Annotated in this window: 28 protein-coding genes; 16 read left to right on the top strand and 12 right to left on the bottom strand. The window is 57.8% G+C overall.

The genetic code is table 11. The annotated features are described in order from the left end of the window. The first annotated feature begins 68 nt into the window (after positions 1 to 68). Positions 69 to 386, top strand: coding sequence for an H-NS histone family protein (locus GOV79_RS10450; RefSeq protein WP_170784883.1), 318 nt, complete (start codon positions 69 to 71; stop codon positions 384 to 386). Between the two features lie 16 nt (positions 387 to 402). After that, a complete protein-coding gene (gene deoD / locus GOV79_RS10445) occupies positions 403 to 1,113 on the top strand; it encodes a purine-nucleoside phosphorylase (RefSeq protein ID WP_170789734.1) in 711 nt (236 codons plus the stop codon). Between the two features lie 240 nt (positions 1,114 to 1,353). Here the strand turns inward: deoD and GOV79_RS10440 are convergent, their stop codons facing one another. Next, positions 1,354 to 1,500, bottom strand: a complete 147-nt coding sequence (locus tag GOV79_RS10440) for a hypothetical protein (protein WP_170789733.1) — start codon at positions 1,498 to 1,500, stop codon at positions 1,354 to 1,356. Between the two features lie 132 nt (positions 1,501 to 1,632). Then, complete coding sequence (locus GOV79_RS10435) at positions 1,633 to 2,412, bottom strand: succinate dehydrogenase iron-sulfur subunit (protein ID WP_170772528.1); 780 nt, start codon at positions 2,410 to 2,412, stop codon at positions 1,633 to 1,635. 412 nt (positions 2,413 to 2,824) lie between these two features. Between GOV79_RS10435 and GOV79_RS10430 the strand changes: the two genes are divergently transcribed. Continuing rightward, entirely contained in the window at positions 2,825 to 3,640 is an 816-nt protein-coding gene (locus GOV79_RS10430; protein ID WP_170789732.1) for a glycosyltransferase, read from the top strand. Between the two features lie 62 nt (positions 3,641 to 3,702). Here GOV79_RS10430 and sdhA read toward each other — a convergent pair whose 3' ends face one another. The 8 genes from sdhA to GOV79_RS10390 form a co-directional block, all read right to left on the bottom strand. Next, positions 3,703 to 5,508 (bottom strand): succinate dehydrogenase flavoprotein subunit, encoded by a 1,806-nt coding sequence (gene sdhA, locus GOV79_RS10425; RefSeq protein WP_170772531.1) that lies wholly within the window; start codon positions 5,506 to 5,508, stop codon positions 3,703 to 3,705. Between the two features lie 18 nt (positions 5,509 to 5,526). Next, positions 5,527 to 5,898 carry a succinate dehydrogenase, hydrophobic membrane anchor protein gene (sdhD, locus tag GOV79_RS10420; RefSeq protein ID WP_170772533.1) on the bottom strand — a complete coding sequence of 124 codons (372 nt, stop codon included), beginning with the start codon at positions 5,896 to 5,898 and terminating at the stop codon, positions 5,527 to 5,529. A gap of 12 nt (positions 5,899 to 5,910) precedes the next feature. Further along, complete coding sequence (sdhC, locus tag GOV79_RS10415) at positions 5,911 to 6,297, bottom strand: succinate dehydrogenase, cytochrome b556 subunit (protein WP_170772535.1); 387 nt, start codon at positions 6,295 to 6,297, stop codon at positions 5,911 to 5,913. 187 nt (positions 6,298 to 6,484) lie between these two features. Beyond that, complete coding sequence (locus tag GOV79_RS10410; protein ID WP_170789731.1) at positions 6,485 to 7,144, bottom strand: DUF1194 domain-containing protein; 660 nt, start codon at positions 7,142 to 7,144, stop codon at positions 6,485 to 6,487. 55 nt (positions 7,145 to 7,199) lie between these two features. Further along, positions 7,200 to 8,228, bottom strand: a complete 1,029-nt coding sequence (locus tag GOV79_RS10405; protein WP_170789730.1) for a MaoC family dehydratase — start codon at positions 8,226 to 8,228, stop codon at positions 7,200 to 7,202. Continuing rightward, positions 8,228 to 8,434: a DUF1737 domain-containing protein gene (locus GOV79_RS10400; protein WP_170751789.1), complete on the bottom strand. Its 207-nt coding sequence runs from the start codon at positions 8,432 to 8,434 to the stop codon at positions 8,228 to 8,230. The genes GOV79_RS10405 and GOV79_RS10400 overlap by 1 nt, the downstream gene beginning before the upstream one ends. A 10-nt stretch (positions 8,435 to 8,444) precedes the next feature. Beyond that, positions 8,445 to 8,999, bottom strand: coding sequence for an NnrU family protein (locus GOV79_RS10395; RefSeq protein ID WP_170789729.1), 555 nt, complete (start codon positions 8,997 to 8,999; stop codon positions 8,445 to 8,447). 6 nt (positions 9,000 to 9,005) lie between these two features. Beyond that, a complete protein-coding gene (locus GOV79_RS10390; protein WP_170789728.1) occupies positions 9,006 to 9,863 on the bottom strand; it encodes an HpcH/HpaI aldolase/citrate lyase family protein in 858 nt (285 codons plus the stop codon). 171 nt (positions 9,864 to 10,034) lie between these two features. Between GOV79_RS10390 and GOV79_RS10385 the strand changes: the two genes are divergently transcribed. Then, on the top strand, positions 10,035 to 10,334 hold the full coding sequence (locus GOV79_RS10385) for a hypothetical protein (RefSeq protein ID WP_170789727.1): 300 nt from the start codon (positions 10,035 to 10,037) through the stop codon (positions 10,332 to 10,334). Here the strand turns inward: GOV79_RS10385 and GOV79_RS10380 are convergent. Further along, positions 10,331 to 11,086: a sulfite exporter TauE/SafE family protein gene (locus GOV79_RS10380; RefSeq protein WP_170772545.1), complete on the bottom strand. Its 756-nt coding sequence runs from the start codon at positions 11,084 to 11,086 to the stop codon at positions 10,331 to 10,333. The two genes, GOV79_RS10385 and GOV79_RS10380, sit on opposite strands and share 4 nt — an antisense overlap. A gap of 158 nt (positions 11,087 to 11,244) precedes the next feature. On the opposite strand from GOV79_RS10380, the gene mdh reads away from it, so the two are divergent. The 12 genes from mdh (at position 11,245) to lpdA (ending at position 23,746) form a co-directional block, all read left to right on the top strand. Further along, positions 11,245 to 12,207, top strand: a complete 963-nt coding sequence (mdh, locus tag GOV79_RS10375; protein WP_170772546.1) for a malate dehydrogenase — start codon at positions 11,245 to 11,247, stop codon at positions 12,205 to 12,207. 315 nt (positions 12,208 to 12,522) lie between these two features. Then, entirely contained in the window at positions 12,523 to 13,716 is a 1,194-nt protein-coding gene (gene sucC, locus GOV79_RS10370) for an ADP-forming succinate--CoA ligase subunit beta (RefSeq protein ID WP_170789726.1), read from the top strand. Between the two features lie 30 nt (positions 13,717 to 13,746). Further along, complete coding sequence (locus GOV79_RS10365; protein ID WP_170789725.1) at positions 13,747 to 14,415, top strand: class I SAM-dependent methyltransferase; 669 nt, start codon at positions 13,747 to 13,749, stop codon at positions 14,413 to 14,415. Positions 14,416 to 14,493: 78 nt separating this feature from the next. Next, positions 14,494 to 15,375 carry a succinate--CoA ligase subunit alpha gene (sucD, locus tag GOV79_RS10360; RefSeq protein ID WP_170378979.1) on the top strand — a complete coding sequence of 294 codons (882 nt, stop codon included), beginning with the start codon at positions 14,494 to 14,496 and terminating at the stop codon, positions 15,373 to 15,375. Positions 15,376 to 15,496: 121 nt separating this feature from the next. Next, positions 15,497 to 16,027 (top strand): DUF805 domain-containing protein, encoded by a 531-nt coding sequence (locus GOV79_RS22650; RefSeq protein ID WP_170772549.1) that lies wholly within the window; start codon positions 15,497 to 15,499, stop codon positions 16,025 to 16,027. Continuing rightward, positions 16,024 to 16,566: a DUF805 domain-containing protein gene (locus GOV79_RS10350; RefSeq protein ID WP_170789724.1), complete on the top strand. Its 543-nt coding sequence runs from the start codon at positions 16,024 to 16,026 to the stop codon at positions 16,564 to 16,566. Before GOV79_RS22650 ends, GOV79_RS10350 begins: the two co-directional genes overlap by 4 nt. Continuing rightward, positions 16,563 to 19,520 (top strand): 2-oxoglutarate dehydrogenase E1 component, encoded by a 2,958-nt coding sequence (locus tag GOV79_RS10345; RefSeq protein WP_170789723.1) that lies wholly within the window; start codon positions 16,563 to 16,565, stop codon positions 19,518 to 19,520. The genes GOV79_RS10350 and GOV79_RS10345 overlap by 4 nt, the downstream gene beginning before the upstream one ends. A 2-nt stretch (positions 19,521 to 19,522) precedes the next feature. Then, positions 19,523 to 21,031, top strand: a complete 1,509-nt coding sequence (gene odhB / locus GOV79_RS10340) for a 2-oxoglutarate dehydrogenase complex dihydrolipoyllysine-residue succinyltransferase (protein WP_170789722.1) — start codon at positions 19,523 to 19,525, stop codon at positions 21,029 to 21,031. A gap of 2 nt (positions 21,032 to 21,033) precedes the next feature. Then, the gene (locus GOV79_RS10335; protein WP_170789721.1) at positions 21,034 to 21,303 is read left to right on the top strand and encodes a hypothetical protein; all 270 of its coding nucleotides are present in this window, start codon (positions 21,034 to 21,036) and stop codon (positions 21,301 to 21,303) included. Between the two features lie 127 nt (positions 21,304 to 21,430). After that, positions 21,431 to 21,823, top strand: coding sequence for an MAPEG family protein (locus GOV79_RS10330; protein ID WP_170772559.1), 393 nt, complete (start codon positions 21,431 to 21,433; stop codon positions 21,821 to 21,823). A 65-nt stretch (positions 21,824 to 21,888) separates the two neighbouring features. Beyond that, the gene (locus GOV79_RS10325) at positions 21,889 to 22,278 is read left to right on the top strand and encodes an MAPEG family protein (RefSeq protein WP_170789720.1); all 390 of its coding nucleotides are present in this window, start codon (positions 21,889 to 21,891) and stop codon (positions 22,276 to 22,278) included. A gap of 79 nt (positions 22,279 to 22,357) precedes the next feature. Continuing rightward, entirely contained in the window at positions 22,358 to 23,746 is a 1,389-nt protein-coding gene (gene lpdA, locus GOV79_RS10320) for a dihydrolipoyl dehydrogenase (RefSeq protein ID WP_170772563.1), read from the top strand. A 56-nt stretch (positions 23,747 to 23,802) separates the two neighbouring features. Here the strand turns inward: lpdA and GOV79_RS10315 are convergent, their stop codons facing one another. Beyond that, complete coding sequence (locus GOV79_RS10315) at positions 23,803 to 24,846, bottom strand: sterol desaturase family protein (protein ID WP_170789719.1); 1,044 nt, start codon at positions 24,844 to 24,846, stop codon at positions 23,803 to 23,805. Positions 24,847 to 24,892 lie beyond the last annotated feature (46 nt).

Below are 24,892 nucleotides of genomic sequence, written 5' to 3'. Positions count from 1 at the left end.
CCTGTCATTAGAATTTCGGTTTGGGTTTGACACCATCCGGAATTCGATTCGAATACAGGGGAAATCAGATGGGAACCAATCTGGAAAACATGTCGCGCAAAGAACTGATCGCTCTGCGCGAAAATGTTGATAAGGCGTTGAAAAAAGCAGAGAAAAGAGAGCGGCAAGAAGCTCTGAAGGCTGCTGAAAAAGCGGCTGCGGAATACGGGTTTTCGCTGGCCGAATTGTCAGATGGCGGTTCTGTGACTGGAAAACAAGCCAAATCCAAAGCGAAATATCGCAATCCTTCTTCGCCCGATCAAACCTGGTCCGGGCGCGGCCGAAAACCGCAATGGGTGCATGATGCGCTGAATTCCGGCGCCAATATGGCTGATTTGGAAATCTGATTGGAATTGACCTGACATGACAATTCATATTGGCGCTGAAAAAGGCGAAATCGCAGAAACGGTATTGTTGCCCGGCGATCCCTATCGGGCAAAATGGGCCGCCGAGACCTTTTTAGACAACGCAAAACAGGTCAACAATGTGCGCGGCATGTTGGGTTTCACCGGCACGTGGAAAGGTAACCCGGTTACGATTCAGGGCAGCGGCATGGGCATGCCCTCACTGTCGATCTACGTGAACGAATTGATCCGTGACTACGACGCAAAAACTCTGATCCGCATCGGTTCGTGCGGCGGAATGCAGGACAGCGTCAATATCCGCGACGTGATTTTGGCGATGACGTCGACCACACTCAGCACGCCTTCGCGGGGCATCATGAAAGAGCTGAATTTTGCCCCCTGTGCCGATTGGGGCCTGTTGCAAGCAGCGGCGCAGGCTGCGGCTGCCAAAGGCACGCCGACCCATGTGGGCGGCATCTATTCGTCGGACGTGTTCTATGACGAACGGCCCGATCTGAACGAACAGATGGTGCGCCACGGCATTCTGGGCGTCGAGATGGAAGCCGCCGAGCTTTATATTCTGGCCGCGCGCCATAAATGCCGCGCGCTGGCGGTGCTGACGGTTTCTGATCACTTGTTGACCGGTGAGGCGCTCCCCTCGTCCGAGCGGGAAAGCAGCTTTGGCGACATGGTCGAAATTGCCTTGCAGGCCGCGTTTCCTGAGACCTGAATCCAGACGGACCTACCGTCACTCTCGTCCCTTGAAGCATGCGGTAGGAGAGGTCTCGCCCTCCTGCCGCGCGCCGCAAAAAGCGCAAGTCCAAATCCCTTCTTTGCGGTGCTGACGCCAACGGCAATCACGCGTCAGAGTCGTTGTGCGGGATCGCCAGAACAGATAGGCGAAGACTCCGGCAGCAAGCAAAAGCAACAGAATGGGCATGGCCTTCCATCGCCCATTCCGATCGGCGGATCAAGCCGCGTTTGCGTATTCAAATAACTCTGGTTCATGCTGCTCTTGGGTCGAGTTCGGCTCGGGCATGTAGTAGGCCCACGCCTGATCCAGCAACTCCAGTGCTTTTGCCGCAGCGGCTTGTTTTTCTGAGGGGTTTTTTTCCATCGGAGCGATCCCTAATTGGTTCAATCGCTCCTCCCTGACCAGACTATAAGCCCGATCAGCACCCTTCGCAGTGCATGATTTTGCAATCTTGCCATGCGCTTACCGCAAGGCGGCAAAGCATGGCAGCGCGGGTCAAACCGCGCGTTCGACCATCATCTTTTTGATTTCGGCAATCGCTTTGGCCGGGTTCAGACCCTTAGGACAGGTCTTGGCACAGTTCATGATCGTGTGGCAACGATACAGCTTGAACGGATCTTCCAACTCATCCAAGCGCTCACCCGTTGCCTCATCGCGGCTGTCGATGATCCAGCGATATGCGTGCAGCAACGCGGCGGGTCCAAGATAACGGTCACCATTCCACCAGTAGCTGGGGCACGAGGTCGAGCAGCTTGCGCACATCACGCATTCATACAGGCCATCCAGTTTTTTGCGATCTTCGATGGACTGCTTCCATTCCTTCGCCGGGCGATTGGTCTTGGTTTCCAGCCACGGCATAATGCTGGCATGCTGAGCATAGAAATGCGTCAGATCAGGGATCAGGTCCTTGACCACGGGCATATGGGGCAGCGGGTAAATCTTCACGTCTCCCTTGATCTCATCCATGCCATAGATACAGGCCAGTGTGTTGATCCCGTCGATATTCATCGCGCAGGATCCGCAAATACCTTCGCGGCAGGACCGGCGGAAGGTCAGCGTCGGATCAATCTCATTCTTGATCTTGATCAGCGCGTCCAAAACCATCGGGCCGCAGCTGTCCATATCGACGAAATAGGTATCCACCCGAGGGTTCTGACCATCATCCGGGTTCCAGCGATAGATCTGAAACTTGCGCACATTGGTCGCGCCATCCGGCTTGGGCCAGGTTTTACCGGTGGTGATCCGGGAATTCTTTGGCAGGGTGAGTTGTACCATTTCCGACCTCGCTAAATTCCTGCCTGTTGATACACTTTGAGAGGCGGAAAGCCAACCTTTTCGCCTTGAAAACAGTCAATAAAATTAGGCATTTTCGCCTTTACAAACTGATTTTGCGCGGGAAACGTGCAAGAAGTGAAATGGCTTGGAATTCCAGCAGGTGCAAACCCGAAAAATGCCGACAAACGTCGCAAATATTCCTTTCGGGACAAAGAACCCGTATCAGAAAATGATGTATTCCGCCTGCGGGCCGGAATTCAATCTGACCACATCTAAGAACGTGGAGTTTTCAGAATTTGCACACCCTGATTTTCAGGAAGAAAACAGGATTCTCCACCTACATTGGGATGATAGGCTGTTTCGAGAATCAGGCGAGGATGATGCGCTAAAATTCCAACAGGTGCGCGCGCACTTGGACCGGTTCAAGCAAAACGGTGGCCGCTTGATCTGGACCATCCACAACCAACAGGCCCACAGCCATGGTGACGCCAACGACCTATTTTCCGAAAACCGCCGTGCCCTGACGAAAATGGCGGATTTGATCCACGTGCACACGCCTCATGCATGGGCCTATATGATATCCGAATACGGGGCCGAGTCTGAAAAACTGCGCCTGATCCCGCATCCCAGCTATCTGGGAGTTTATGAACATGCCGAAGTCTCAATGGCCCGTCCCCTCGCACCCCGCCAGATCACGCGATTTCTGACCTTCGGCGCCATGCGCGGCAATCGTGAGTTGGAACGGCTTCACCTCGCGGCCCGTAAACTCACCAATCGAGGGCACGCGTTTCACGTCTCGATCGCCGGGCGTGTATTTCGAAAGGGCCGCCGATTGGCGCGTCGGCTGGATGGCATCGCCAATGTTTCGGTCATTGCCGATCGCATACCCGACAGCGAAATACCTCAGCTATTTTCGCAGGCCCATGTCTATGTGCTGCCATCGACGACCACCTTCACCTCGGGCACGGCGATGTTGGCGCAAACCTTCGGCTTGCCGATAATCGGACCAGATATAGAAGCGCATAAACAAACCACACCCGAAGCCTGCCACGATCTGCTTTACCCTGCGCAAAACCCCCGCGGGTTGATCCGTATGATGATGCGTATGATGGAGATGTCTGACGCGGAACTGAATGAGAAACGGCTTGCCTGTTTCGAATTCGCCGTCCAACGCGATCCGATGCGTGTCTCGGGATTGTTAAAGAATGCGTTGTCAGAACTTGTTTGATCCGCACACGCGCCAAACAAAAAAGCCACCCCAATCCGGGATGGCTTTGACAGATCAACCGATCAGAAGGTCCGCGCCTTCGGAGCGATTTTCTTAAGGCTGATGCCGCCTTCGGCTTCGGTCGTCAGCGGGTCCGCAATCACAGGGCGATAGCTGAGCTCGACCTTGTTGCCCTCGACCCGGCTAACGGTGTGAACGCGCCAGTTCTCATCATCGCGCTCGGCAAAGTCCTCATGGGCGTGGGCACCACGAGATTCCTTACGCGCTTCGGCTCCGACGATCGTCGCCAATGCGCTCGGCATCAGGTTGCCCAGTTCCAGCGTCTCCATCAGGTCGCTGTTCCAGACCAGCGAGCGGTCGGTGACTTTCAGATCGTCCATCTTGGCTGCAATGGCCGTCATCTTTTCGACGCCTTCAGCCATGGTCTTGGCGGTACGGAATACTGCCGCGTCAGCCTGCATGGTTTTCTGCATCTCAAGTCGCAGGTCGGCGGTCGGGATCGAACCATTGGCGTTGCGTGCCGCATCGAACCGGTCAAACGCCTTATCGACCGACGCCTGATTCAGTACCGGATTCGCAGCCTCGGCATCTACAACCTTACCGGCCCGGATCGCGGCCGCGCGGCCAAAGACCACAAGGTCGATCAAAGAGTTCGAGCCCAAGCGGTTTGCCCCATGAACCGAGGCACATCCGGCCTCGCCGACAGCCATCAGACCGGGAACCACGGCGGTTGGGTTATCGGCAGTGGGGTTCAGAACCTCACCCCAGTAGTTCGTTGGAATGCCACCCATGTTGTAGTGAACCGTTGGCAGAACCGGAATCGGTTCCTTGGTCACGTCGACACCGGCGAAAATCTTGGCCGACTCTGAGATGCCCGGCAGGCGTTCTGCCAGTGCCTCGGCAGGCAGGTGCGACAGGTTCAGGTGGATGTGATCCCCTTCTCCACCCACTCCGCGCCCTTCGCGGATTTCCATGGTCATCGACCGGCTGACATAGTCACGAGGCGCAAGGTCTTTGTACTGGGGCGCGTAGCGCTCCATGAACCGCTCACCTTCCGAGTTGGTCAGGTATCCGCCCTCGCCCCGAGCACCTTCGGTGATCAGGCAGCCCGAGCCGTAGATACCGGTCGGGTGGAACTGCACGAATTCCATATCCTGCAGGGCCAGGCCCGCGCGGGCGACCATGCCACCGCCGTCACCGGTGCAGGTATGGGCTGATGTGGCGCTGAAATAGGCGCGCCCATAGCCGCCGGTCGCCAGTACAACCATCTTGGCGTTGAAGACATGCATCGTACCGTCGTCCAGCTTCCAGCAGACGACGCCCTGACACTGCCCGTCCTCGGACATGATCAAGTCGATGGCGAAATATTCGATGTAGAACTCGGCGTTGTTCTTCAGCGATTGCCCGTACAGTGTATGCAGGATCGCGTGGCCGGTCCGGTCAGCAGCCGCACAGGTACGCTGTACTGCGGGTCCTTCGCCGAATTCAGTGGTGTGGCCGCCGAAGGGACGCTGATAGATCTTGCCTTCTTCGGTCCGGCTGAACGGCACACCATAATGTTCCAGCTCGTATACTGCCTTGGGGGCCTCACGCGCCAAGTATTCCATCGCGTCGGTATCGCCCAACCAGTCAGAGCCTTTGACGGTGTCATACATGTGCCACTGCCAATGGTCCGGCCCCATGTTCGACAGTGATGCTGCGATGCCACCCTGCGCCGCAACCGTGTGCGAGCGGGTCGGGAAAACCTTGGTCACGCAGGCGGTGCGCAGCCCTTGTTCGGCCATGCCCAGCGTGGCCCGCAGACCCGCCCCACCGGCGCCGACAACGACCACGTCATATTCATGCGTTTCGTATTCGTATGCAGCCATTTCTTTCAGCTCCGGGAATTAGAGGGCAATGCGGGCGATGGCGAACAGGCCCGCCGCAGCCGCGCCATAGGACAGGCAGGTTGTCAGGATGATCAGGACCTTCTCGGTCGTGCCGTGGGCATAATCCTCAAGCATCACCTGTGCGCCTTCGGCGAAGTGTTTCATACCGATCACCAATGTCAGCGCCGCAACAATCGCCGGGAACGGGCGCGAATAATAGTCCAGGACCACATCGTAGGGCTGCCCCAACACGGGACCAAAGGTGAAGATGAACAGCGGAACAAGGATCAGCAAAGCCACCGAGCTGACCTTCATCCGCCAGAAATGGGCTGTGCCCGCTTTGGCCGATCCCAGGCCAGTTGCGCGTTTGCGGTCTGTCAAATAACGCATGGTTGGCCTCCTTTAAGCAACGATAATCAGGGTCAGAAGGGTCAGGACAACCGATCCGCCAACTACAGCCCAACCCAATTTAGTAGCAGTGGGAATATCCAGGCCCATCGCGTTGTCCCAAATCAGATGCCGAATACCGGCCAGCGTGTGATACCACAGCCCCCACAAAGACAGCGCCATGACCAGATCGCCCAAAACCGACGTCAGCCACCAGTTCGCGCGCTCGAATGCCTCGGGCGAGGTCGCAGCGGCCAGAAACCACCAGACGATCAGCAAAGCAGCCACGATCATGGCGTTCCCGGTGATGCGTGTCAGGATGGATGTGACCGAGGTCAATTGCGGACGATAGATCGACAGATGCGGAGAAAGCGGGCGATTGCCCCGATTAACATCGGCCATGGCGGCTCCTTTTCGGTTGGCTACCGAACGTTTTACTGGTTTTTGCGACACTGTCACGTGCTGCACATGCAAAAAAGCCGCAAATTGACGCAATATGGCAGATATCGGCAAGTTGTGATCACGCAAAATAATGACGTGATCACAAAATTAATCACGCGCTCGGAATGTTAGCGCCCGAGCCTCGAATCTATTCCAATCCAGCGGTTTGCTGCGTCACCTCGCGCAGCAGTTTTTTGCGGATGCGCTCGGGGTAATCTTCGAACCCGGCGGCCGACACCACAAAGGCACCTTCACCCACGATGACGTTTTCGAAGAAATATGCCGTAAGGTCGGGTTCGCTTTCTTCGATGGCAATGGCATTCACAGTGACGCCGCGGCGGCGCAGGGTCTCGTGAATTTCGGTCGGCTCAACCCCTTCATTGGAAATTCCATCACCCGAGATGTCGATCAAATGCCGCTTGCAGGTGGCAACCTCGTCAAAATTCACCAGAGTCATCTCAAGTGCTTCTCCGATAGCTGTCGAGAAGTTGCGCCAGACCCGAGGATCAGCACCCACCTGATCAGCAAACCGGTCGAGGGTTTCGAAACTGTCGATTTTGGTCCAGGGGATGGTTATTCTTTGCCGCGACGCGCCGGTCCACTGAACCAGCATCAGGCGCGCGTTTCCGCGCACCAAAGCTTCTGAGACGATGGGATCCCGCAATCCTTCCGCCAGCCCGTCCATCTGGATTCGGTATTCCGACGAATCGACCGAACCCGAGACATCCACCGCAAGCGCCAATGCCAAATCACACGCCCAGGCGGGCGGCGAAAGCAGAATGCAGGCAGCTAAGGATCGAAGCAACATGCGCGCAGCCTAGCACGATTGTGCCGAGCTGCGATCACATGAATGTGCGCACAGATCAGATTGGCATCAGCGCCCAATAATCGAGGTCTAAAAGCACGCCCGGCATGTATCGGCCGTCCTCATTTTTCAATTCAAATGGTTCGCCGCCTTTCGTAGAAACCAAACGCAGGCGGATGGCACCTACACCCGGCACACCGGTTTCGGCCTTGTCCAGAACCTCGGACCAGGCCTTGATCGTGTCACCCGCGAAACACGGGTTGGCGTGCGCACCGCCGTTCAGACCCACGATCATCTGCGCGTTGGCCAGGCCATTGAACGACAACGCCCGCGCCATCGAGATCACGTGCCCGCCATAGATCAGTCGCCCCTCGGGGCGGAAGGTCAGGTCGAAATGCACTTTGGCGGTGTTCTGCCAAAGGCGGGTGGCGAGCATATGCTCGGCCTCTTCTATGGTGACACCGTCCACGTGGTTGATCTTTTCGCCGATCTCATAATCGCCCCAGCGATGCGCCTCACCGGCTTGGGCAAAATCGTAGTTCGAGAAATTCAAACCCTGCGGAATGACCAGATCACTTGGCTCCAACGCCTTTTTCAACTGCGGCACAACCGCTTCGGGCGCGGGGGCGGACAGGTCTGATTTGCGCACCATAACCCAGCGGACATACTCCATGACTGCCTCGTCGCGCTGGTTCAGGCCACGGGTGCGTACGTAAACCACCCCGGTCTTCCCGTTCGAATTCTGCTTGATCCCAATCACTTCGGATTCCGACCGCAACGTGTCACCGGCATAGACCGGCTTCAGCCAGCGCCCCTCGGCATAGCCCAGATTGGCCACCGCATTCAGCGATACATCCGGCACTGTCTTGCCGAACACCACGTGGAAGGCCGCCAGATCATCCAGCGGGCTTTGCGGCAGGCCAGAGGCTCGGGCAAACTCATCCGAAGAATACAGCGCATGACGCGCTGGATAGAGCGCGTGATACATCGCGCGCTCACCATCGGTTACGGTGCGCGGCACCGCATGCTGCAGCACCTGCCCGACGGAATAGTCCTCGAAAAAGCGGCCTGAGTTGGTTTTTGCCATTATTGTTGTCCCAGTTTCATATCGGGTGAATAGTCGGCCGCGACCTCTTTGGTTACAGCCTGCGCACAGCGCATCACGTTATTGGCGGCGTCAAAGGCATAAGACGGGTCGCCATACAGCTCCCACCCTTTGGCCAGCGCGTCGGACACTTTGTGGCAAAAGGCCGAGGTGTCCTCTTCGGTCAGCAGACGATAGAGTTTTGCCATCTTGTTCCCCTCACGATCCGAACGGCGATGGGCCGACCAGCCCATGGATATAGCCGATGAAACCCAGCAGAACGATCGAGGCCACAAAGAACATCGCGTCTTTGCCGTAAGTCCCGGGTTCGCCGGGGGTCCAGTCAAGTTCGGACTTGTTGATCACGATCACTTCGACCACGGCCCAGGCCAGCAATCCGCCGAACAGGATGATCGAGGCCAGATCGCCATTCACCAGCAGATGCGCAAAGGCCCACAGCTTGAACCCGCCTAGCATCGGATGGCGCAGCTTGTTCAGCAGGCGGCCTTTCTTGGGTGCGGGGCTCATCAGGAAGATGGCAATCAGCACCAGCAGGTTGTTGACGTGGATCAGGAATGTGGGCGGCGCCCAGACATAGATGAAATCGGTCATGCGATAGCCGAAGATCATCAGCAAAATCGCCACCACCAGCGCCAGTGCCACCGCACCTTTGCCGCCATCGCCCATGGCCGCCCGCCGTGCGGGCGCGACGCGTTTGAACAGATGTGCGGCCCACCAAAGCGCCACACCAAGGATCAGAAGAACGAAGCCCATGCTGGCTTACCCCGCTTGCAAAGCTGAAATCGCCTCTGCTTTTGCCAGAATTTCGCGGGCGGTTGCAACGTGCAGGTTTTCAACGATCTTGCCATCCACGACAGCAACGCCCTGCCCCTGCGCTTCGACCGCTTCAAAGGCCGCGATCTGACGTTGCGCCAGATCAATTTCGCTGTCCGAAGGCGCATAGGCGGCGTTCGTGATCTCGACCTGAGCGGGGTGGATCAGCGTCTTGCCGTCAAAGCCCATATCGCGGCCTTGCGTGCATTCTGCGGCCAGACCTTCGTCATCCTTAAAGGCATTGTAGACACCATCCACGATGATCAGCCCCTCGGCCTTGGCGGCCAACAGGCACAGGCCCAGCGAGGTCATAAGCGGCAAGCGGTCGGGGCGGAACCGGGTCTGCAACTCCTTGGCCAAGTCGTTGGTGCCCATCACGAAACCCGCCATCAGCGGATGTGCGGCGATATCGGCCGCGTTCAGCATCCCACGCGGGGTCTCCATCATCGCCCAGATCGGGATATCGCCGGTGATCGCAGCCAGCGCGTCTACATCAGCGGCCGAGTTCACCTTAGGCAGCAAAACCACGTCGGCATCCATGTCCCGCACGGCCTCGGCATCGGCGCGACCCCATTCGGTTTCCAGCCCGTTTATGCGCACGATCTTGACCCGCGCGCCGTACCCGCCTGCGGCCAGAGCAGCCTTGAGCGTTTCACGCGCGTTCTCTTTTTCATCCGCTGCAACTGCATCCTCCAGATCAAAGATGATCGCGTCGACCGGCAAGGTGCGTGCCTTGTCCAGCGCCCGATCACGCGAGCCGGGGATATACAGTACAGAGCGATAGGGGCGCTGACGGGGGTCCATTGGCCTCTCCAAAAAGAAATAAAGTTGCGCAGAATGGGGCATTTATTTTCGGAAAGTTCAAGAGCAAAATCGCCGCATCGCAGCATTCGCGACGCAACGTGCGTTGGTTTAACCGGATTTCGGTGCCTGGCCCGCACCCTTTAAGACAGATGGAATCGAAAGGGTACAAGGATGAAGAAGACGCTGTTCACGATGACAATTGGGCTAGGAATCATGGTTCTGGCCGCCCAGCAGGTACAGGCTCGAACCTGCGCCCCGCGCGAAGACTTGGTCAAACGGCTAACCGAAACCTATGGCGAGACCCGGCAGGTTATCGGCATCGCGCGTCAGGGTGCGGTGATGGAGGTCTACGCCTCTGCCGCAAGCGGCAGTTGGACGATCACTGTCACACTGCCGGACGGGGTAACCTGCCTGATCGCGTCCGGTCAGTCCTATGAGGATATGGCCGAGGCGCTGCCGCCCAACATCTAGGTCAGCGCGTCCCAGATCAGTTTGCCGCCTGTCAGGGTCAGCAGGACGTAAGCGATGCCAAAGAACAGGCGCTCGGACATCATGAAATGTGCCCGGACGCCCAACCACGCGCCAAGAATGGCGAAAGGGGTCAGTAGTAAATCCGCCAGCGCGGTGTGCCAGGTGAACAGGCCCAGATAGGCGAAGGGCACAAATTTCGCCGCGTTGATCACCCAGAAGACCAGCACGGTGCTGGCCTGAAACTCGGTCTTCGACAGGCGCTGCGACAGCAGGTAGACGGCGGCGGGTGGGCCGCCAGCATGGCTGACAAAGCTGGTGAACCCGGCCACCAGCCCCGCAAACAGCCCGGCCGAGGGCGGCAACCGGTTGGCAAATCCGCGAATCCAGCCCTTGCTTTGCGCCATATGCCAGATCACGAACCCAACCGAGATCCCTCCGATCAGCAGGCGCAACAAATCGTCATCTGTCACGCGGTACAGCCACGCGCCCAGCGCGATGCCGGGCACAGCGCCAAGGATTAACAGGCGCGAATCCGGCCAGCTCCAGCGCTTCCAATAAGGCTTTAACGTGGCAACATCGATCACCATCAGGATGGGCAACATCAGCGCCAGCGCCTGTCCCGGCGTCAAGATCAGCGCCAGAATCGACGAGGAAGCAAAGGCGACGCCCGACCCAAACCCGCCCTTGGAAATGCCCGCAAAGATCACCGCAGGGATCGCCACCGCAAAAAACAAAAAATTTAACTCAAACATGCGGCGGTTCCGAAAAAGCGTATCTCAAAGGCCGTTTAGCGCAACCAAAGCGACCCAGCAACGGTATGCGGTTGTATGCCACGTCGTGAAACCCTTGCGTATTGCCGCTTTAGCGACTAGCACAACCGCGATTTCAAAATCCATCGGAGATATTCCACATGGCCAGACCCAAGATCGCGCTGATCGGCGCAGGTCAGATCGGCGGCACGCTCGCCCACCTCGCTGCAATGAAAGAACTGGGTGACGTCGTCCTGTTCGACATCGCCGAAGGCACCCCCGAAGGCAAGGCGCTGGACATCGCAGAATCCGGCCCCTCCGAAGGGTTTGACGCCAAGCTTAAGGGCACCCAGTCCTACGAAGACATCGCAGGCGCGGACGTCTGCATCGTGACGGCTGGTGTCCCACGCAAACCGGGTATGAGCCGGGACGACCTGCTGGGCATCAACCTGAAGGTCATGAAATCCGTGGGTGAAGGCATCGCCGCCAACGCGCCCGATGCGTTCGTCATCTGCATCACCAACCCGCTGGACGCAATGGTCTGGGCGCTGCGCGAATTCTCGGGCCTGCCCCACAACAAAGTCTGCGGTATGGCAGGCGTTCTGGACTCGGGCCGTTTTGCTCACTTCCTGTCGGAAGAGTTCAACGTCTCCATGCGCGATGTGACCGCATTTGTGCTGGGCGGCCACGGCGACACGATGGTGCCGTCGGTGCGCTATTCAACCGTCGCCGGTATTCCTTTGCCGGATCTGGTCGAGATGGGCTGGACCACGCAGGAGAAACTGGACGCCATCGTTCAGCGTACCCGTGACGGAGGCGCCGAAATCGTTGGCCTGCTGAAAACTGGTTCGGCCTTCTACGCTCCGGCCACCTCGGCTATCGAAATGGCCGAAGCTTATCTGAAAGACCAGAAGCGCGTTCTGCCTTGCGCCGCCTTTTGCAATGGCGAGCTGGGTGTTGACGGCATGTATGTGGGCGTTCCCACCGTGATCGGTGCCGGCGGCATTGAACGGATCGTCAACATCAAGCTCAACGAAGAAGAGCAAGCTGGCTTTGACAACTCGGTCAACGCCGTGAAAGGCCTGATCGAAGCATGTAAGGGCATCGACAACTCTCTGGCGTAAGCTGCGGACCCAATCCAAATTGAAACCGGTCCAATTCTGGGCCGGTTTTCTTTTGGTCGCGTGTCGTCGCATATCGGTCGCACATGTTGGCGCAAACAGAGTAAATACCGGTTTCTGAATGCGTTACCTATCGCGAAGATGGCGTGCTCGAATCACTTTCCACATCAGTTTATTTTTGTGATCACACCTGAAAATACTGTGATCACAAATAGTGAAAATCTTCGTGAAATACCGCTTTGCTATCAAAAAAGCCTTTAAACTTGTCCCCTACACACCCCTATAAAAGGTCAATCGTAGTCAGACGGGACAATTTCGATGAACATTCACGAATACCAAGCCAAGGCGCTTCTTCGCAGCTATGGCGCCCCGGTCTCCGACGGTCGCGCGGTTCTGCGCGCCGAGGAAGCCAAAACCGCAGCCGGTGAACTGGATGGCCCCCTTTGGGTTGTCAAAGCACAGATCCACGCAGGTGGGCGCGGCAAGGGCAGCTTCAAAGAGGCCGACGCCGGTGAAAAGGGCGGTGTCCGTCTGACCAAATCGGTCGAAGAAGCCGCCGAAGAGGCCAAAAAAATGTTGGGCCGCACGCTGGTCACGCATCAGACCGGCCCTGCGGGCAAACAGGTCAACCGCATCTATATCGAGGCCGGTTCCGGCATCGAGACCGAGATGTATCTTGCCCTACTGGTGGATCGCCAGACCAGCCGTATTTCCTTCGTCTGCTCGACCGAAGGCGGCATGGATATCGAAGAGGTGGCTGCAGCCACGCCCGAGAAAATCCTGTCCTTCTCGGTTGATCCGGCCACCGGCTATCAACCTTATCACGGCCGCCGCATCGCATTTTCGCTGGGTCTGCAAGGCGCACAGGTCAAACAATGCGTCAAACTGATGAGCCAGCTTTACTCCGCCTTCGTCGAGAAGGACATGGAGATGCTGGAGATCAACCCGCTGATTGTCTCGGACAAGGGTGATCTGAAAGTGTTGGACGCCAAGGTTGGTTTCGACGGCAACGCGGTCTACCGCCACCCCGATATCGCTGAACTGCGCGACGAGACCGAAGAAGACCCCAAGGAACTCGAAGCCTCGAAATACGACCTGAACTACATCGCGCTGGATGGTGAGATCGGGTGCATGGTGAACGGTGCCGGTCTGGCGATGGCCACGATGGACATCATCAAACTGTACGGGGCCGAGCCTGCCAACTTCCTCGACGTGGGTGGCGGTGCCACTAAAGAGAAAGTGACCGAGGCGTTCAAGATCATCACCTCGGACCCGAACGTCAAAGGCATTCTGGTCAACATCTTCGGCGGCATCATGCGCTGTGATGTGATCGCCGAGGGCGTTGTGGCGGCCGTGAAAGAGGTCGGCCTGCAGGTTCCGCTGGTCGTGCGTCTGGAAGGCACCAATGTCGAGAAAGGCAAAGAGATCATTAACACCTCTGGCCTGGACGTGATCGCGGCGGACAACCTGAAAGACGGTGCCGAGAAGATCGTGAAGGCGGTTAAGGGTTAATCCCCATCGCAGGGGTTGTAGGACAGTGTAATGCGTAGCGGTGTTAGAAATGCCTTCGAAAGCAAAGACTGGTCCGGACGCCAAGGCGGTCCGCGCTCAGGCGTTGGCTCGACACTGATAGCAACGGCGCCGCTACGCAAAGCACTTCCAGAGGTTTTTGAAAGATACAAGGTCAAGACCCTCCTTGATGCGCCCTGTGGTGACTGGACCTGGATGCAAGAGGTCGACCTGACCGGCATTAACTATATCGGCGGAGATATCTCGCTGGAGGTCGTTCAGTCGGTGCAACAGATGCACGCTGGGCCGGGCCGCGAGTTCATCCATCTGGACATCACGTCGGACCCGTTGCCCAAGGCAGACATGATTCTATGCCGGGATTGCTTGTTTCACCTCAAATGGTGGCTGAGATGGGCGTTCTTCGAAAACTTCGTGCAAAGTGGGATACCGTACCTACTGACCACGATGCATCATGTAGAGGTCAACGAACGCCTCAGGAACAACGCCGGTTTCAAACGTTTCAACCCCCGGGTCGAACCTTTTAACTTCGATGATCCTATCGAGGAAATTCTGGAGACGGGTGAAATCAATCTGGACCCTGACTTTCTGCAAACTCGCGAAGGAAGAGACCAGCGCTCGCTTGGTATCTGGTCCCGCGCGCAGGTGATGAACGCATTGGAACGGCGCAGCAATGGAACCTGACGCCCAGAAAACTCGAATTGCGACGGCGATGACATCGTCCATCGGCGCGCTTCCTCAAATCAATATGGAGGCCTAAAAATGGCAGTCCTCATCGACGAAAACACCAAAGTGATCTGTCAGGGCTTTACCGGCTCGCAGGGCACATTCCACAGCGAACAGGCCATCGCCTATGGCACAAAAATGGTCGGCGGCGTGACCCCCGGCAAAGGCGGGATGGAGCATCTGGGCCTGCCCGTGTTCAACTCGGTCCACGAAGCCAAGCATGTGACCGAAGCCAATGCCAGCGTGATCTATGTTCCGCCGCCCTTCGCGGCTGACTCAATCCTCGAAGCGATTGATGCCGAAATGGAAGTGATCGTCTGCATCACCGAAGGCATCCCGGTTCTGGACATGATGAAGGTGAAACGCGCGCTGGAAGGCTCGAAATCGCGCCTGATCGGCCCGAACTGCCCCGGTGTCATCACGCCCGACGCCTGCAAAATCGGCATCATGCCCGGCCACATCCACAAGCGCGGTTCGGTCGGCGTTGTGTCGCGTTCAGGCACCCTGACCTATGAGGCCGTCAAACAGACCACCGATGTGGGTCTGGGCCAGTCCACCTGCGTCGGCATCGGCGGCGACCCGATCAAAGGAACCGAGCATATCGACGTGCTGGAATGGTTCCTGGCGGATGACGAGACCCACTCGATCATCATGATCGGTGAGATCGGTGGCTCGGCCGAGGAAGAAGCCGCACAGTTCCTGGCGGATGAGGCCAAGAAGGGCCGCAAAAAGCCCGTCGCAGGCTTCATCGCAGGCCGCACCGCCCCTCCGGGCCGCCGCATGGGCCACGCGGGCGCGATCGTCGCCGGCGGCAAAGGCGGTGCCGAGGACAAGATCGAAGCCATGCGCTCGGCCGGTATCGTTGTGGCAGAAAGCCCCGCGACGCTGGGTGAGGCCGTGCTGGAAGCGATTGGCTGATGACAAACCGACTCTCCACAGGCGCTGAGGGTAGCGCCCGACCTTGGGTGGGTGCTGCAAGCGCCCTCCCGGGGGGAGGGTCGGGCACTGCCCGGCGTTGCCGCCGGGCGGGTGGGTGCTGATGGGACCAAAATGCGCTATATCGTTGGGTTTTCGAAAGGTCTTTGATTTTTCGGGACGCGCCTCTCGATCCGAATTCTGGTGGATGTTTCTCGCGAGTTTGGTCGTCACTCTGATCTTCCAGATTTTCTCGGCAAGCCTCATAGTCGCGTCACTGGGGTCAAGCGCTTTGGCATCCGGTCCGATAACGGCGGAAAACCTTCCGCTTGGCTTGATGGTCTCAGCTTCCGTTTTTCTCTTTTGTTTTCTAATGCTCCCGACGGTATCCCGAAGGTTCAAAGACCATGGCTGGCGAGGAGGCTGGTTCTACATTGCTGCATGGATAAACGGCGTTTCAGGTGCTGCCCTCACGATTTGCGCGATGCTTTTCCTGGCTGGGCGTGCAGAAACTGCCGTGCAAATCCTTGTTCCCGCCATGCTATTGGGCTTCATCCCCTACGGAAGCGTATTGTGGTGTTTCTGGATTGGGTTTGTAAAACCTGAGAACAGCTCGAATCGATATGGTTTGAACCCTGTTGGAGCGATCCCATGACCTTCTCTGACGCCATCCGCACCTGTTTCTCCAAGTTCTTCACCTTCTCGGGTCGCGCCTCGCGGCCTGAATACTGGTTCTTTTTCCTGTTCATCGTGATCTGGAGCCTCATCGCAGGTTTCATTGACCTTCAGTTTTTCACGCAAGTCGCCACGACCGAGACCGAAACCACGAGATCCGTCGCTGCCACATCGAGTCAACCGGTGCAGAGCATTGTCAGCCTAATCGTCTTCTTCCCACATCTCGCGGTCGCATGGCGGCGGATGCATGATACCGGACGCAGCGGGCTTTATGCCCTGTTTCCGCTGCTGCTGATGGCCGGGGCCGTTGCGGTGCTGGTGTTCGGCATTGGAATGGCGTCCAGCTTCCAGCATGGCGGCAATCTGGATATCTTGTTCACCCGCGCGACTTTACTGATTGTTATACCCACACTTCTCGTCCTGATGATCTCGCCCCTCCTGGTGCTGTGGTGGCTGACCCGCCCCAGCCAGCCAGGCACCAACCAATACGGTCCCAACCCATATGAGGTAACCCAATGACCGAGCACTCGCCCAACTCCGCCTTTCATGCCTCAAGCTTCATGCAGGGGCACAATGCCGAATATCTGGAACAGCTATACGCTCAATACACGCGGGACCCGAATGCAGTAGATGCGGCCTGGGTCGAGTTCTTTCGCGCCATGGGCGATGCTTCGCCGGATGTGCAGCGCGAGGCCGAGGGCCCGTCCTGGGCGCGCACTGACTGGCCGCCGATGCCTGCGGATGACCTGACGGGCGCGCTTACCGGTGAGTGGGTCGAGATCGACGCCAAGGCGGCGGGCAAAAAGATCAAGGACAAAGCAGCGGACAAGGGCGTTGCGGTCAGCGAAGATCAGATCAAGCGCGCGGTTCTGGACAGCCTGCGCGCACTGATGCTGATCCGGGCCTATCGTATCCGGGGTCATCTGGCCGCCAATCTGGACCCGTTGGGGATGCGTGCTGCGACCAACCACCCCGAATTGGACCCCAAGACCTATGGCTTTACCGAGGCCGACATGGACCGGCCGATCTTTATCGACAACGTGCTGGGCCTGCAGATGGCCTCGATGCGGCAGATCGTCGATATCGTGAAGCGGACCTATTGCGGCACCTTCGCGCTGCAATACATGCATATTTCAGATCCCGAACAGGCCGCGTGGCTGAAAGAGCGGATCGAAGGCTATGGCAAGGAAATCGCGTTCACCAAGGAAGGCCGCAAGGCGATCCTGAACAAGATGGTCGAGGCCGAGGGTTTCGAGAAATTCCTGCACGTCAAATACATGGGCACCAAGCGGTTCGGTCTGGACGGCGGTGAGGCTCTGATCCCCGCGATGGAACAGATCATCAAGCGCGGCGGCGCGCTGGGTGTACGTGACATTGTTATCGGGATGCCGCACCGAGGCCGTCTTAACATTCTGGCCAACGTGATGCGCAAACCCTATCGCGCGATCTTCAACGAATTCCAGGGCGGCAGCTTCAAGCCCGAGGATGTGGATGGCTCAGGCGATGTAAAATACCACCTGGGTGCGTCCAGCGACCGGGAATTTGACGGCAACAATGTCCACCTGTCGCTGACCGCCAACCCCAGCCACCTTGAGGCCGTGAACCCGGTAGTTCTGGGCAAGGTCCGCGCCAAGCAGGACCAGCTGAAGGATGACGAGCGTACGGCGGTGATGGGCATTCTGCTGCACGGCGACGCGGCCTTTGCAGGTCAGGGCGTTGTGGCCGAAGGGTTCGGTCTGTCCGGCCTGCGGGGGCATAAGACCGGTGGCACCATGCATATCGTGGTGAACAACCAGATCGGTTTCACCACGGCGCCTCATTTCAGCCGCTCCAGCCCCTATCCCACCGATATCGCGCTGATGGTTGAAGCGCCGATTTTCCACGTGAACGGTGACGATCCCGAGGCGGTGGTTCACGCCGCAAAAGTGGCGACCGAATTCCGCCAGAAGTTCCACAAGGACGTGGTTATCGACATCTTCTGCTATCGCCGGTTTGGTCACAACGAGGGCGATGAGCCAATGTTCACCAACCCGATTATGTACAAGAAGATCAAGACGCATAAGACCACGCTGTCGCTCTATACGGAACGCTTGGTCAAGGATGGCCTGATCCCCGAAGGCGAAATCGAGGATATGAAAGCCGCTTTCCAGGCCCACCTGAATGACGAGTTCGAGGCCGGGAAAGATTACAAACCCAACAAGGCCGACTGGCTGGACGGGCGCTGGTCACATCTGGACAAAAACAAAGAAGAGTATGTCCGGGGCGACACGGCGATCTCGCCGGAAACCATGGCCGAGGTCGGCAAGGCTCTGACCCATGTGCCCGAAGATATCGCGCTGCACAAAACCGTCGGCCGACTTTTGGACCACAAGAAAAAGATGTTCGAAAGCGGCAAGGGGTTCGACTGGGCAACCGGCGAAGCGCTGGCGTTTGGCTCGCTTCTAACCGAGGGCTATCCGGTCCGCTTGTCCGGTCAGGATGCAACGCGAGGGACATTCAGCCAACGCCACTCGGGCTTTGTGCATCAGGAGACCGAGGCACGATACTATCCGCTCAACAACATCCGGGCCGGACAGTCGCACTATGAAGTGATCGACTCGATGCTGTCGGAATATGCGGTGCTGGGTTTTGAATACGGCTATTCGCTGGCCGAACCCAATGCCCTGACCTTATGGGAGGCGCAGTTCGGCGACTTTGCCAACGGCGCGCAGATCATGTTTGACCAGTTCATCAGCTCGGGTGAAAGCAAATGGCTGCGTATGTCCGGTTTGGTCTGTCTGTTGCCGCACGGGTTTGAAGGTCAGGGGCCTGAACACTCGTCCGCGCGTCTGGAACGCTTCCTGCAGATGTGCGGGCAGGACAACTGGATCGTGGCGAACTGCACGACGCCGGCGAACTATTTCCACATCCTGCGCCGCCAGCTGCACAGGACTTTCCGAAAACCGCTGATCATGGTGACGCCAAAATCACTGCTGCGTCACAAATTGGCCGTCAGCACCGCGGATCAATTCACCACCGGATCCAGCTTCCACCGGGTGCTGTGGGATGACGCGCAGCATGGCAACTCGGACACCAAGCTGGTCGCAGATGACAAGGTCAAGCGGGTCGTTCTGTGTTCAGGCAAGGTCTACTATGACTTGCTCGAAGAACGCGACGCGCGCGGGATCGACGACGTCTACCTGATGCGGATCGAGCAATATTATCCGTTCCCGGCGCATTCGCTGATCAATGAGCTTGAGCGCTTCAAAGGGGCCGAGATCGTCTGGTGTCAGGAAGAGCCCAAGAACCAGGGTGCCTGGTCCTTTATCGAACCCAACATCGAATGGGTTCTGACCCGGATTAAAGCAAAACATACACGGCCCCGCTATGTCGGCCGCGCTACTTCGGCCTCGCCCGCGACGGGTCTGGCCAGCCAACACAAAGCCCAACAAGAAGCGCTGGTTAACGAAGCGCTGAGCATTGAAGGAAAATAATGATGTCCATTGAAGTTCGTGTTCCCACGCTGGGCGAGTCGGTCACCGAGGCCACAGTTGCAACCTGGTTCAAGAAGCCGGGTGACGCAGTGGCCGTGGATGAAATGCTGTGCGAGTTGGAGACTGACAAAGTTACAGTCGAAGTGCCCGCCCCCGCAGCCGGCGTGATGGGCGAGATCGTCGCCGCCGAGGGTGAAACCGTTGGCGTTGATGCCTTGTTGGCCACTATCACCGCAGGAGAGGGCGCAGCCGCTGCTCCGGCACCGGCGGCGGCGGCCCCGGCAGCTGAGGCTCCGGCCGCATCGGGTGGCAGCGTTGACGTAATGGTTCCCACGCTGGGTGAATCCGTGACCGAGGCGACCGTGTCCACATGGTTCAAACAGGTCGGCGACGCCGTCGCGCAGGATGAAATGCTGTGTGAGCTGGAAACCGACAAGGTTTCAGTCGAAGTTCCAGCCCCCGCCGCAGGTGTTCTTGCGGAAATCACCGCGCCGGAGGGCACGACCGTTGACGCATCGGCGAAACTGGCCGTGATCTCGGGCGCAGGTGCTGTTGCGGCTCCGGCGGCTGCTCCGGCAGCGGCGGCCCCTGCAGCTGCGGCCACGGGCAAGGACGTGTCCAACGCACCTTCGGCTGAGAAAGCGATGGCACAAGCCGGTCTGTCGGCTGATCAGGTCACCGGCACCGGCCGCGACGGTCGCATCATGAAAGAGGACGTGGCCCGCGCCGTGGCAACGGCTGCCGCACCCGCGCCTGCTGCCTCTCCGGCACCTGCCCCTGCGCCGCGCGCGCCTGTGGCCGCCGATGACGCCGCGCGCGAGGAACGGGTCAAGATGACTCGCCTGCGCCAGACCATCGCCAAGCGACTGAAAGACAGCCAGAACACCGCCGCCATGCTGACCACCTACAACGAGGTGGACATGACTGAAGTGATGGCACTTCGCAGCCAGTATAAGGACCAGTTCGAGAAGAAGCACGGCGTGCGTCTGGGCTTTATGTCCTTCTTCACCAAGGCCTGCTGCCACGCGCTGAAAGAAGTGCCCGAGGTGAACGCCGAGATCGACGGCACCGACATTGTCTACAAGAACTTCGTTCATATGGGCGTGGCCGCCGGCACGCCGACCGGTCTGGTGGTTCCGGTCATCCGCGATGCTGACAGCATGTCTTTTGCTGCGATCGAGAAAGCCATTGCCGAAAAAGGTAAGCGCGCCCGTGACGGCAAGTTGTCGATGGCGGAAATGCAGGGCGGCACCTTCACCATCTCGAACGGTGGTGTTTACGGCTCTCTGATGTCCTCGCCGATCCTGAACCCCCCGCAATCGGGTATTCTGGGCATGCACAAGATTCAGGACCGCCCGATGGCGATCAATGGTCAGGTTGTGATCCGTCCGATGATGTATCTGGCGCTGTCCTATGACCACCGGATCGTCGACGGCAAAGGCGCGGTGACCTTCCTGGTGCGCGTGAAAGAAGCGCTGGAAGATCCGCGCCGCCTGCTGATGGATCTGTAATCATGGCAACACATGTTCTGTGGCAGGCCGATGTGGCCGATTTTGACGCCTGGCTGACCGTGTTCCGCGAAGATCAGCCAATGCGCAAGGCGGCAGGTATCCATGACCTGCACGTCTGGCGCGATCCTGATCAGCGCGATCACGCCATCGCCATGTTTGAGGTGCGCGATCTGGACAAGGCCCGTGCTTTTCTGGATTCGCAGGAACTGGCGATGCACCACGAACGTGGCGGCGTGGCCCATATTCAAGTGAAACTGCTGAAACCAGTCTGATCTGAAAAAACCGTGTGCGGGGTCAACTCGCACACGGGCACGCAAATACCCGTGAACCCAGCCTGCCTTCGCGCCCGGTGAATGGTAGTCGCAAGACCGGACTGAGATTGACAAAAGGATACCTATCATGTCTTCCGAGCTTTCGATTCTTGCCCTCTATGGCCTGGTGGTCATTATTGTGGTTTTGCTGAATATCCTGACTGCAATGTCTCAGGTCGGGTTGATGACGCTGGGCGGCGCACGCGATGACATGCCGCCGCTGACCGGCGTCGCAGGTCGGGTGGAGCGCGCTTTGGCCAATTCAGTCGTCGCTATGGCACTGTTTGCACCTGCCATTCTGATCCTGTCCGCCAAGGACGCTTTTACCGGCGGTACGTTGTTTGCCGCGCAGATATTCCTGATCGCGCGGATCGTTTTTGTTCCGATCTACGCGTTTGCCATTCCCGTACCGTTCCTGCGCACAACCGTCTGGCTGGCCGGATTTTTCGCAACGGCCTATCTATACCTCCAGGCGCTTTGAGGCGTTTTCGGCCGCGGCTTTGGCGACGCGGCCACTCTCAGGCCCTGCTAAAATCGGATAACCAAATGACCCCCGAAATCACAGTTCTGACCCTGGCCGCCTTGCTTTGGGCCGTTCAGTTCATTGCCTATCTGGCCGTCAGCCACGGCAAAATGGATGTGAACAAGGCGATCGGGCCCCGCGACACGGAAATTGACCGGCCCGGAGCCTCGGGGCGGATGCATCGTGCGCTCAGCAACCTGACCGAAGGGCTGACCCTGTTTGCCATCGCCGCCCTCGTGATTACCGTGACAGGACAATCGACCTCATTCACCGCCGCTGCTGCCTGGATTTTTCTGGTTGCACGCGTCATCTATGTCCCCGCTTATGCGCTGGGTTGGACACCATGGCGTACAATCGTCTGGCTTGTCAGCTTTTTCGCAACTGTCGCAATGCTGCTTGCGGCGCTGTTTTAATCTTGCATCTCACGCTGGTATAAGAAGCCTACGGACCCGGGCGCATGCCCTCCCCCGAGAACAACAAAGGACCATTTGAATGGCAAACTATGACGTCATCGTAATCGGAGCCGGCCCCGGCGGCTATGTCTGCGCCATCCGTTGCGCCCAGCTGGGCCTGAAAACCGCCGTTGTCGAAGGGCGTGAAACGCTGGGCGGCACTTGCCTGAATGTGGGCTGCATCCCGTCCAAGGCGCTGCTGCATGCCAGTCACCAGCTACACGAGGCAGAACATAACTTTGCCAAGATGGGCCTCAAGGGTAAAAGCCCCTCGGTCGACTGGAAACAGATGCAGGCCTACAAGGACGAGGTGATCGACGGCAACACCAAGGGCATCGAGTTCCTGTTCAAGAAGAACAAAATCGACTGGCTGAAAGGCTGGGGCTCGATCCCAGCTGCCGGCCAGGTGAAGGTGGGTGACGAGGTTCACACCGCCAAAAACATCATAATCGCATCAGGGTCCGAGCCGTCCTCGCTGCCCGGTGTCGAGGTGGACGAAAAGGTCGTCGTGACATCGACCGGCGCGCTGTCGCTGGGCAAGATTCCAAAAAAGATGGTTGTAATCGGCGCGGGCGTGATCGGGCTGGAACTGGGCTCGGTCTACAGCCGTTTAGGGGCCGAGGTGACAGTGATCGAATTCCTCAAGGAGATCACGCCGGGCATGGACCCCGAGGTTCAGAAAACCTTCCAGCGTATCCTCAAGAAACAGGGCCTGAATTTTGTCATGGGGGCTGCGGTTCAAAAGACCGAAGCCACCAAGACCAAGGCCAAAGTTACCTATAAGCTGTTGAAAGATGACAGCGAGCATATGATCGAGGCCGACACCGTGCTGGTCGCCACCGGGCGCAAACCCTTCTCGGACGGGCTGGGGCTGGACGCGTTGGGGGTTGAGATGACACCGCGCGGTCAGATCAAGGTCGGCAGTGACTGGCAAACCAACGTGCCTGGCGTCTACGCCATCGGTGACGTGACCGAAGGCCCGATGCTGGCCCATAAGGCCGAGGATGAAGGCATGGCCGCAGCCGAGCAGGTCGCAGGCAAGCACGGCCATGTGAACTATGGTGTCATTCCGGGCGTGATTTATACTTGGCCCGAAGTCGCGAATGTGGGCGAAACCGAAGCCACGCTGAAGGAAGCAGGGCGTGCCTACAAAGTTGGCAAGTTTATGTTCATGGGCAATGGCCGCGCCAAGGCAAACTTTGCCGCCGACGGGTTTGTAAAAATCCTCGCCGACAAGGACACTGACCGCATTCTGGGCGCCCACATCATCGGCCCAGCAGCTGGTGACCTGATCCACGAGGTCTGCGTTGCAATGGAATTCGGCGCCTCGGCCGAAGATCTGGCCCTGACCTGCCACGCGCACCCGACCTATTCCGAAGCAGTGCGCGAAGCGGCTCTGGCCTGCGGCGACGGGCCAATCCACAGCTGATACGGAAAAGCGGCGCGATGCTCCGGGTACATCGCGCCGCACCTTAACTTGGCGAATTACTCGGCAGGTTCACTGCTGTGAGGTTGCTGCGCATTATGTTTGGCCCGAAGTTTGCGTCGCATAAGGGTCCATGCGTCCTTGAAGGGCACGAAATACAGTCTCATACAAGTATTCAGTTCCTGGCCTTTGTCTTTCTCGGTCACACCAAATTTCACATCTCGATTGTCGTCCGGCATGACATATGTGCCAAACAACACGTCCCAGACCGGAAACATGAAGGCAAAGTTCTTGTCCAGATGATCCGGGTGACAACTGTGATGCACATGATGATGAGCCGGAGATGGGAAGACCTTGGACCAAACACCAGGCCAACGCAGCCAAATATGAGAATGCCGCAGATTGTAGCCCACGGCATTGAACAAGAACATCAACAGCGGCACACCTAGAATAACGGGAATATTTGGATGATACCCCAGTATGCGAAAGGTAAAACCCGTTACCGCGCCGCTGCCTAGGCCAATCGCCAGGTGATAGAACAGGTTGTCAACGGGATGTTCGCGGAAGTTCGAGATCGGATGCATGACCTCAGCACTGTGATGAACTTTATGAAACTGCCACAACAGTGGAATTTTGTGCTGTAGATAGTGGCAGTAAAAGCCAATGAAATCCAAAACCAGAAAGAGCACAAACATATAGACTATGGTGATAGTGGCCCCCACCCAACCTGTGAGGTGTTTGCCATCCTCAACGGTGGAAGGATCAAACCCACCACTGGCCCAATAATAGGATACCGCCGCAGAGCCGGCCAGAAGACCTAGCAATAGGAAATGCCCAATCAGCATGTGGAAGAAGAAATATCTTACGTCCAGCCACGCTGACGGATGTCGCCAAACTTTCTTTGGAAACAGAAACCCGAAGAACGTCGTTTCTCCGTCAACCTCTGAAGACACACGCCTTTTCCGGGCATAGATCCAGAACGCGATGAGGAAAGAAGTTGCCAGATACAGGACATAAACTCGGTTATCTGGGTTAAGCGGATACAACAACACGCCTTTTGCGTGGATCAGGAACTCTTGCCAATATGTTTGCAACTGCTGCATCTAAGCCTCCGGTTTCGCTCATCCTATTTTTGCGTCCGTATTTGTC

Origin of the sequence: Ruegeria lacuscaerulensis, assembly GCF_013034745.1 — a bacterium.
GTDB lineage: Bacteria > Pseudomonadota > Alphaproteobacteria > Rhodobacterales > Rhodobacteraceae > Ruegeria > Ruegeria lacuscaerulensis_B.
This window is presented reverse-complemented; position numbering and strand designations above follow the sequence as displayed.

Bases quoted from the DNA above. Each gene is read 5' to 3' on its own strand.
- GOV79_RS10450 (WP_170784883.1), top strand. From the start codon at position 69: ATGGGAACCAATCTGGAAAACATGTCGCGCAAAGAACTGATCGCTCTG.
- deoD (WP_170789734.1), top strand. From the start codon at position 403: ATGACAATTCATATTGGCGCTGAAAAAGGCGAAATCGCAGAAACGGTA.
- GOV79_RS10440 (WP_170789733.1), bottom strand. From the start codon at position 1,500: ATGGAAAAAAACCCCTCAGAAAAACAAGCCGCTGCGGCAAAAGCACTG.
- GOV79_RS10435 (WP_170772528.1), bottom strand. From the start codon at position 2,412: ATGGTACAACTCACCCTGCCAAAGAATTCCCGGATCACCACCGGTAAA.
- sdhA (WP_170772531.1), bottom strand. From the start codon at position 5,508: ATGGCTGCATACGAATACGAAACGCATGAATATGACGTGGTCGTTGTC.
- sdhD (WP_170772533.1), bottom strand. From the start codon at position 5,898: ATGCGTTATTTGACAGACCGCAAACGCGCAACTGGCCTGGGATCGGCC.
- sdhC (WP_170772535.1), bottom strand. From the start codon at position 6,297: ATGGCCGATGTTAATCGGGGCAATCGCCCGCTTTCTCCGCATCTGTCG.
- GOV79_RS10410 (WP_170789731.1), bottom strand. From the start codon at position 7,144: ATGTTGCTTCGATCCTTAGCTGCCTGCATTCTGCTTTCGCCGCCCGCC.
- GOV79_RS10405 (WP_170789730.1), bottom strand. From the start codon at position 8,228: ATGGCAAAAACCAACTCAGGCCGCTTTTTCGAGGACTATTCCGTCGGG.
- GOV79_RS10400 (WP_170751789.1), bottom strand. From the start codon at position 8,434: ATGGCAAAACTCTATCGTCTGCTGACCGAAGAGGACACCTCGGCCTTT.
- GOV79_RS10395 (WP_170789729.1), bottom strand. From the start codon at position 8,999: ATGGGCTTCGTTCTTCTGATCCTTGGTGTGGCGCTTTGGTGGGCCGCA.
- GOV79_RS10390 (WP_170789728.1), bottom strand. From the start codon at position 9,863: ATGGACCCCCGTCAGCGCCCCTATCGCTCTGTACTGTATATCCCCGGC.
- GOV79_RS10385 (WP_170789727.1), top strand. From the start codon at position 10,035: ATGAAGAAGACGCTGTTCACGATGACAATTGGGCTAGGAATCATGGTT.
- GOV79_RS10380 (WP_170772545.1), bottom strand. From the start codon at position 11,086: ATGTTTGAGTTAAATTTTTTGTTTTTTGCGGTGGCGATCCCTGCGGTG.
- mdh (WP_170772546.1), top strand. From the start codon at position 11,245: ATGGCCAGACCCAAGATCGCGCTGATCGGCGCAGGTCAGATCGGCGGC.
- sucC (WP_170789726.1), top strand. From the start codon at position 12,523: ATGAACATTCACGAATACCAAGCCAAGGCGCTTCTTCGCAGCTATGGC.
- GOV79_RS10365 (WP_170789725.1), top strand. From the start codon at position 13,747: ATGCGTAGCGGTGTTAGAAATGCCTTCGAAAGCAAAGACTGGTCCGGA.
- sucD (WP_170378979.1), top strand. From the start codon at position 14,494: ATGGCAGTCCTCATCGACGAAAACACCAAAGTGATCTGTCAGGGCTTT.
- GOV79_RS22650 (WP_170772549.1), top strand. From the start codon at position 15,497: ATGGGACCAAAATGCGCTATATCGTTGGGTTTTCGAAAGGTCTTTGAT.
- GOV79_RS10350 (WP_170789724.1), top strand. From the start codon at position 16,024: ATGACCTTCTCTGACGCCATCCGCACCTGTTTCTCCAAGTTCTTCACC.
- GOV79_RS10345 (WP_170789723.1), top strand. From the start codon at position 16,563: ATGACCGAGCACTCGCCCAACTCCGCCTTTCATGCCTCAAGCTTCATG.
- odhB (WP_170789722.1), top strand. From the start codon at position 19,523: ATGTCCATTGAAGTTCGTGTTCCCACGCTGGGCGAGTCGGTCACCGAG.
- GOV79_RS10335 (WP_170789721.1), top strand. From the start codon at position 21,034: ATGGCAACACATGTTCTGTGGCAGGCCGATGTGGCCGATTTTGACGCC.
- GOV79_RS10330 (WP_170772559.1), top strand. From the start codon at position 21,431: ATGTCTTCCGAGCTTTCGATTCTTGCCCTCTATGGCCTGGTGGTCATT.
- GOV79_RS10325 (WP_170789720.1), top strand. From the start codon at position 21,889: ATGACCCCCGAAATCACAGTTCTGACCCTGGCCGCCTTGCTTTGGGCC.
- lpdA (WP_170772563.1), top strand. From the start codon at position 22,358: ATGGCAAACTATGACGTCATCGTAATCGGAGCCGGCCCCGGCGGCTAT.
- GOV79_RS10315 (WP_170789719.1), bottom strand. From the start codon at position 24,846: ATGCAGCAGTTGCAAACATATTGGCAAGAGTTCCTGATCCACGCAAAA.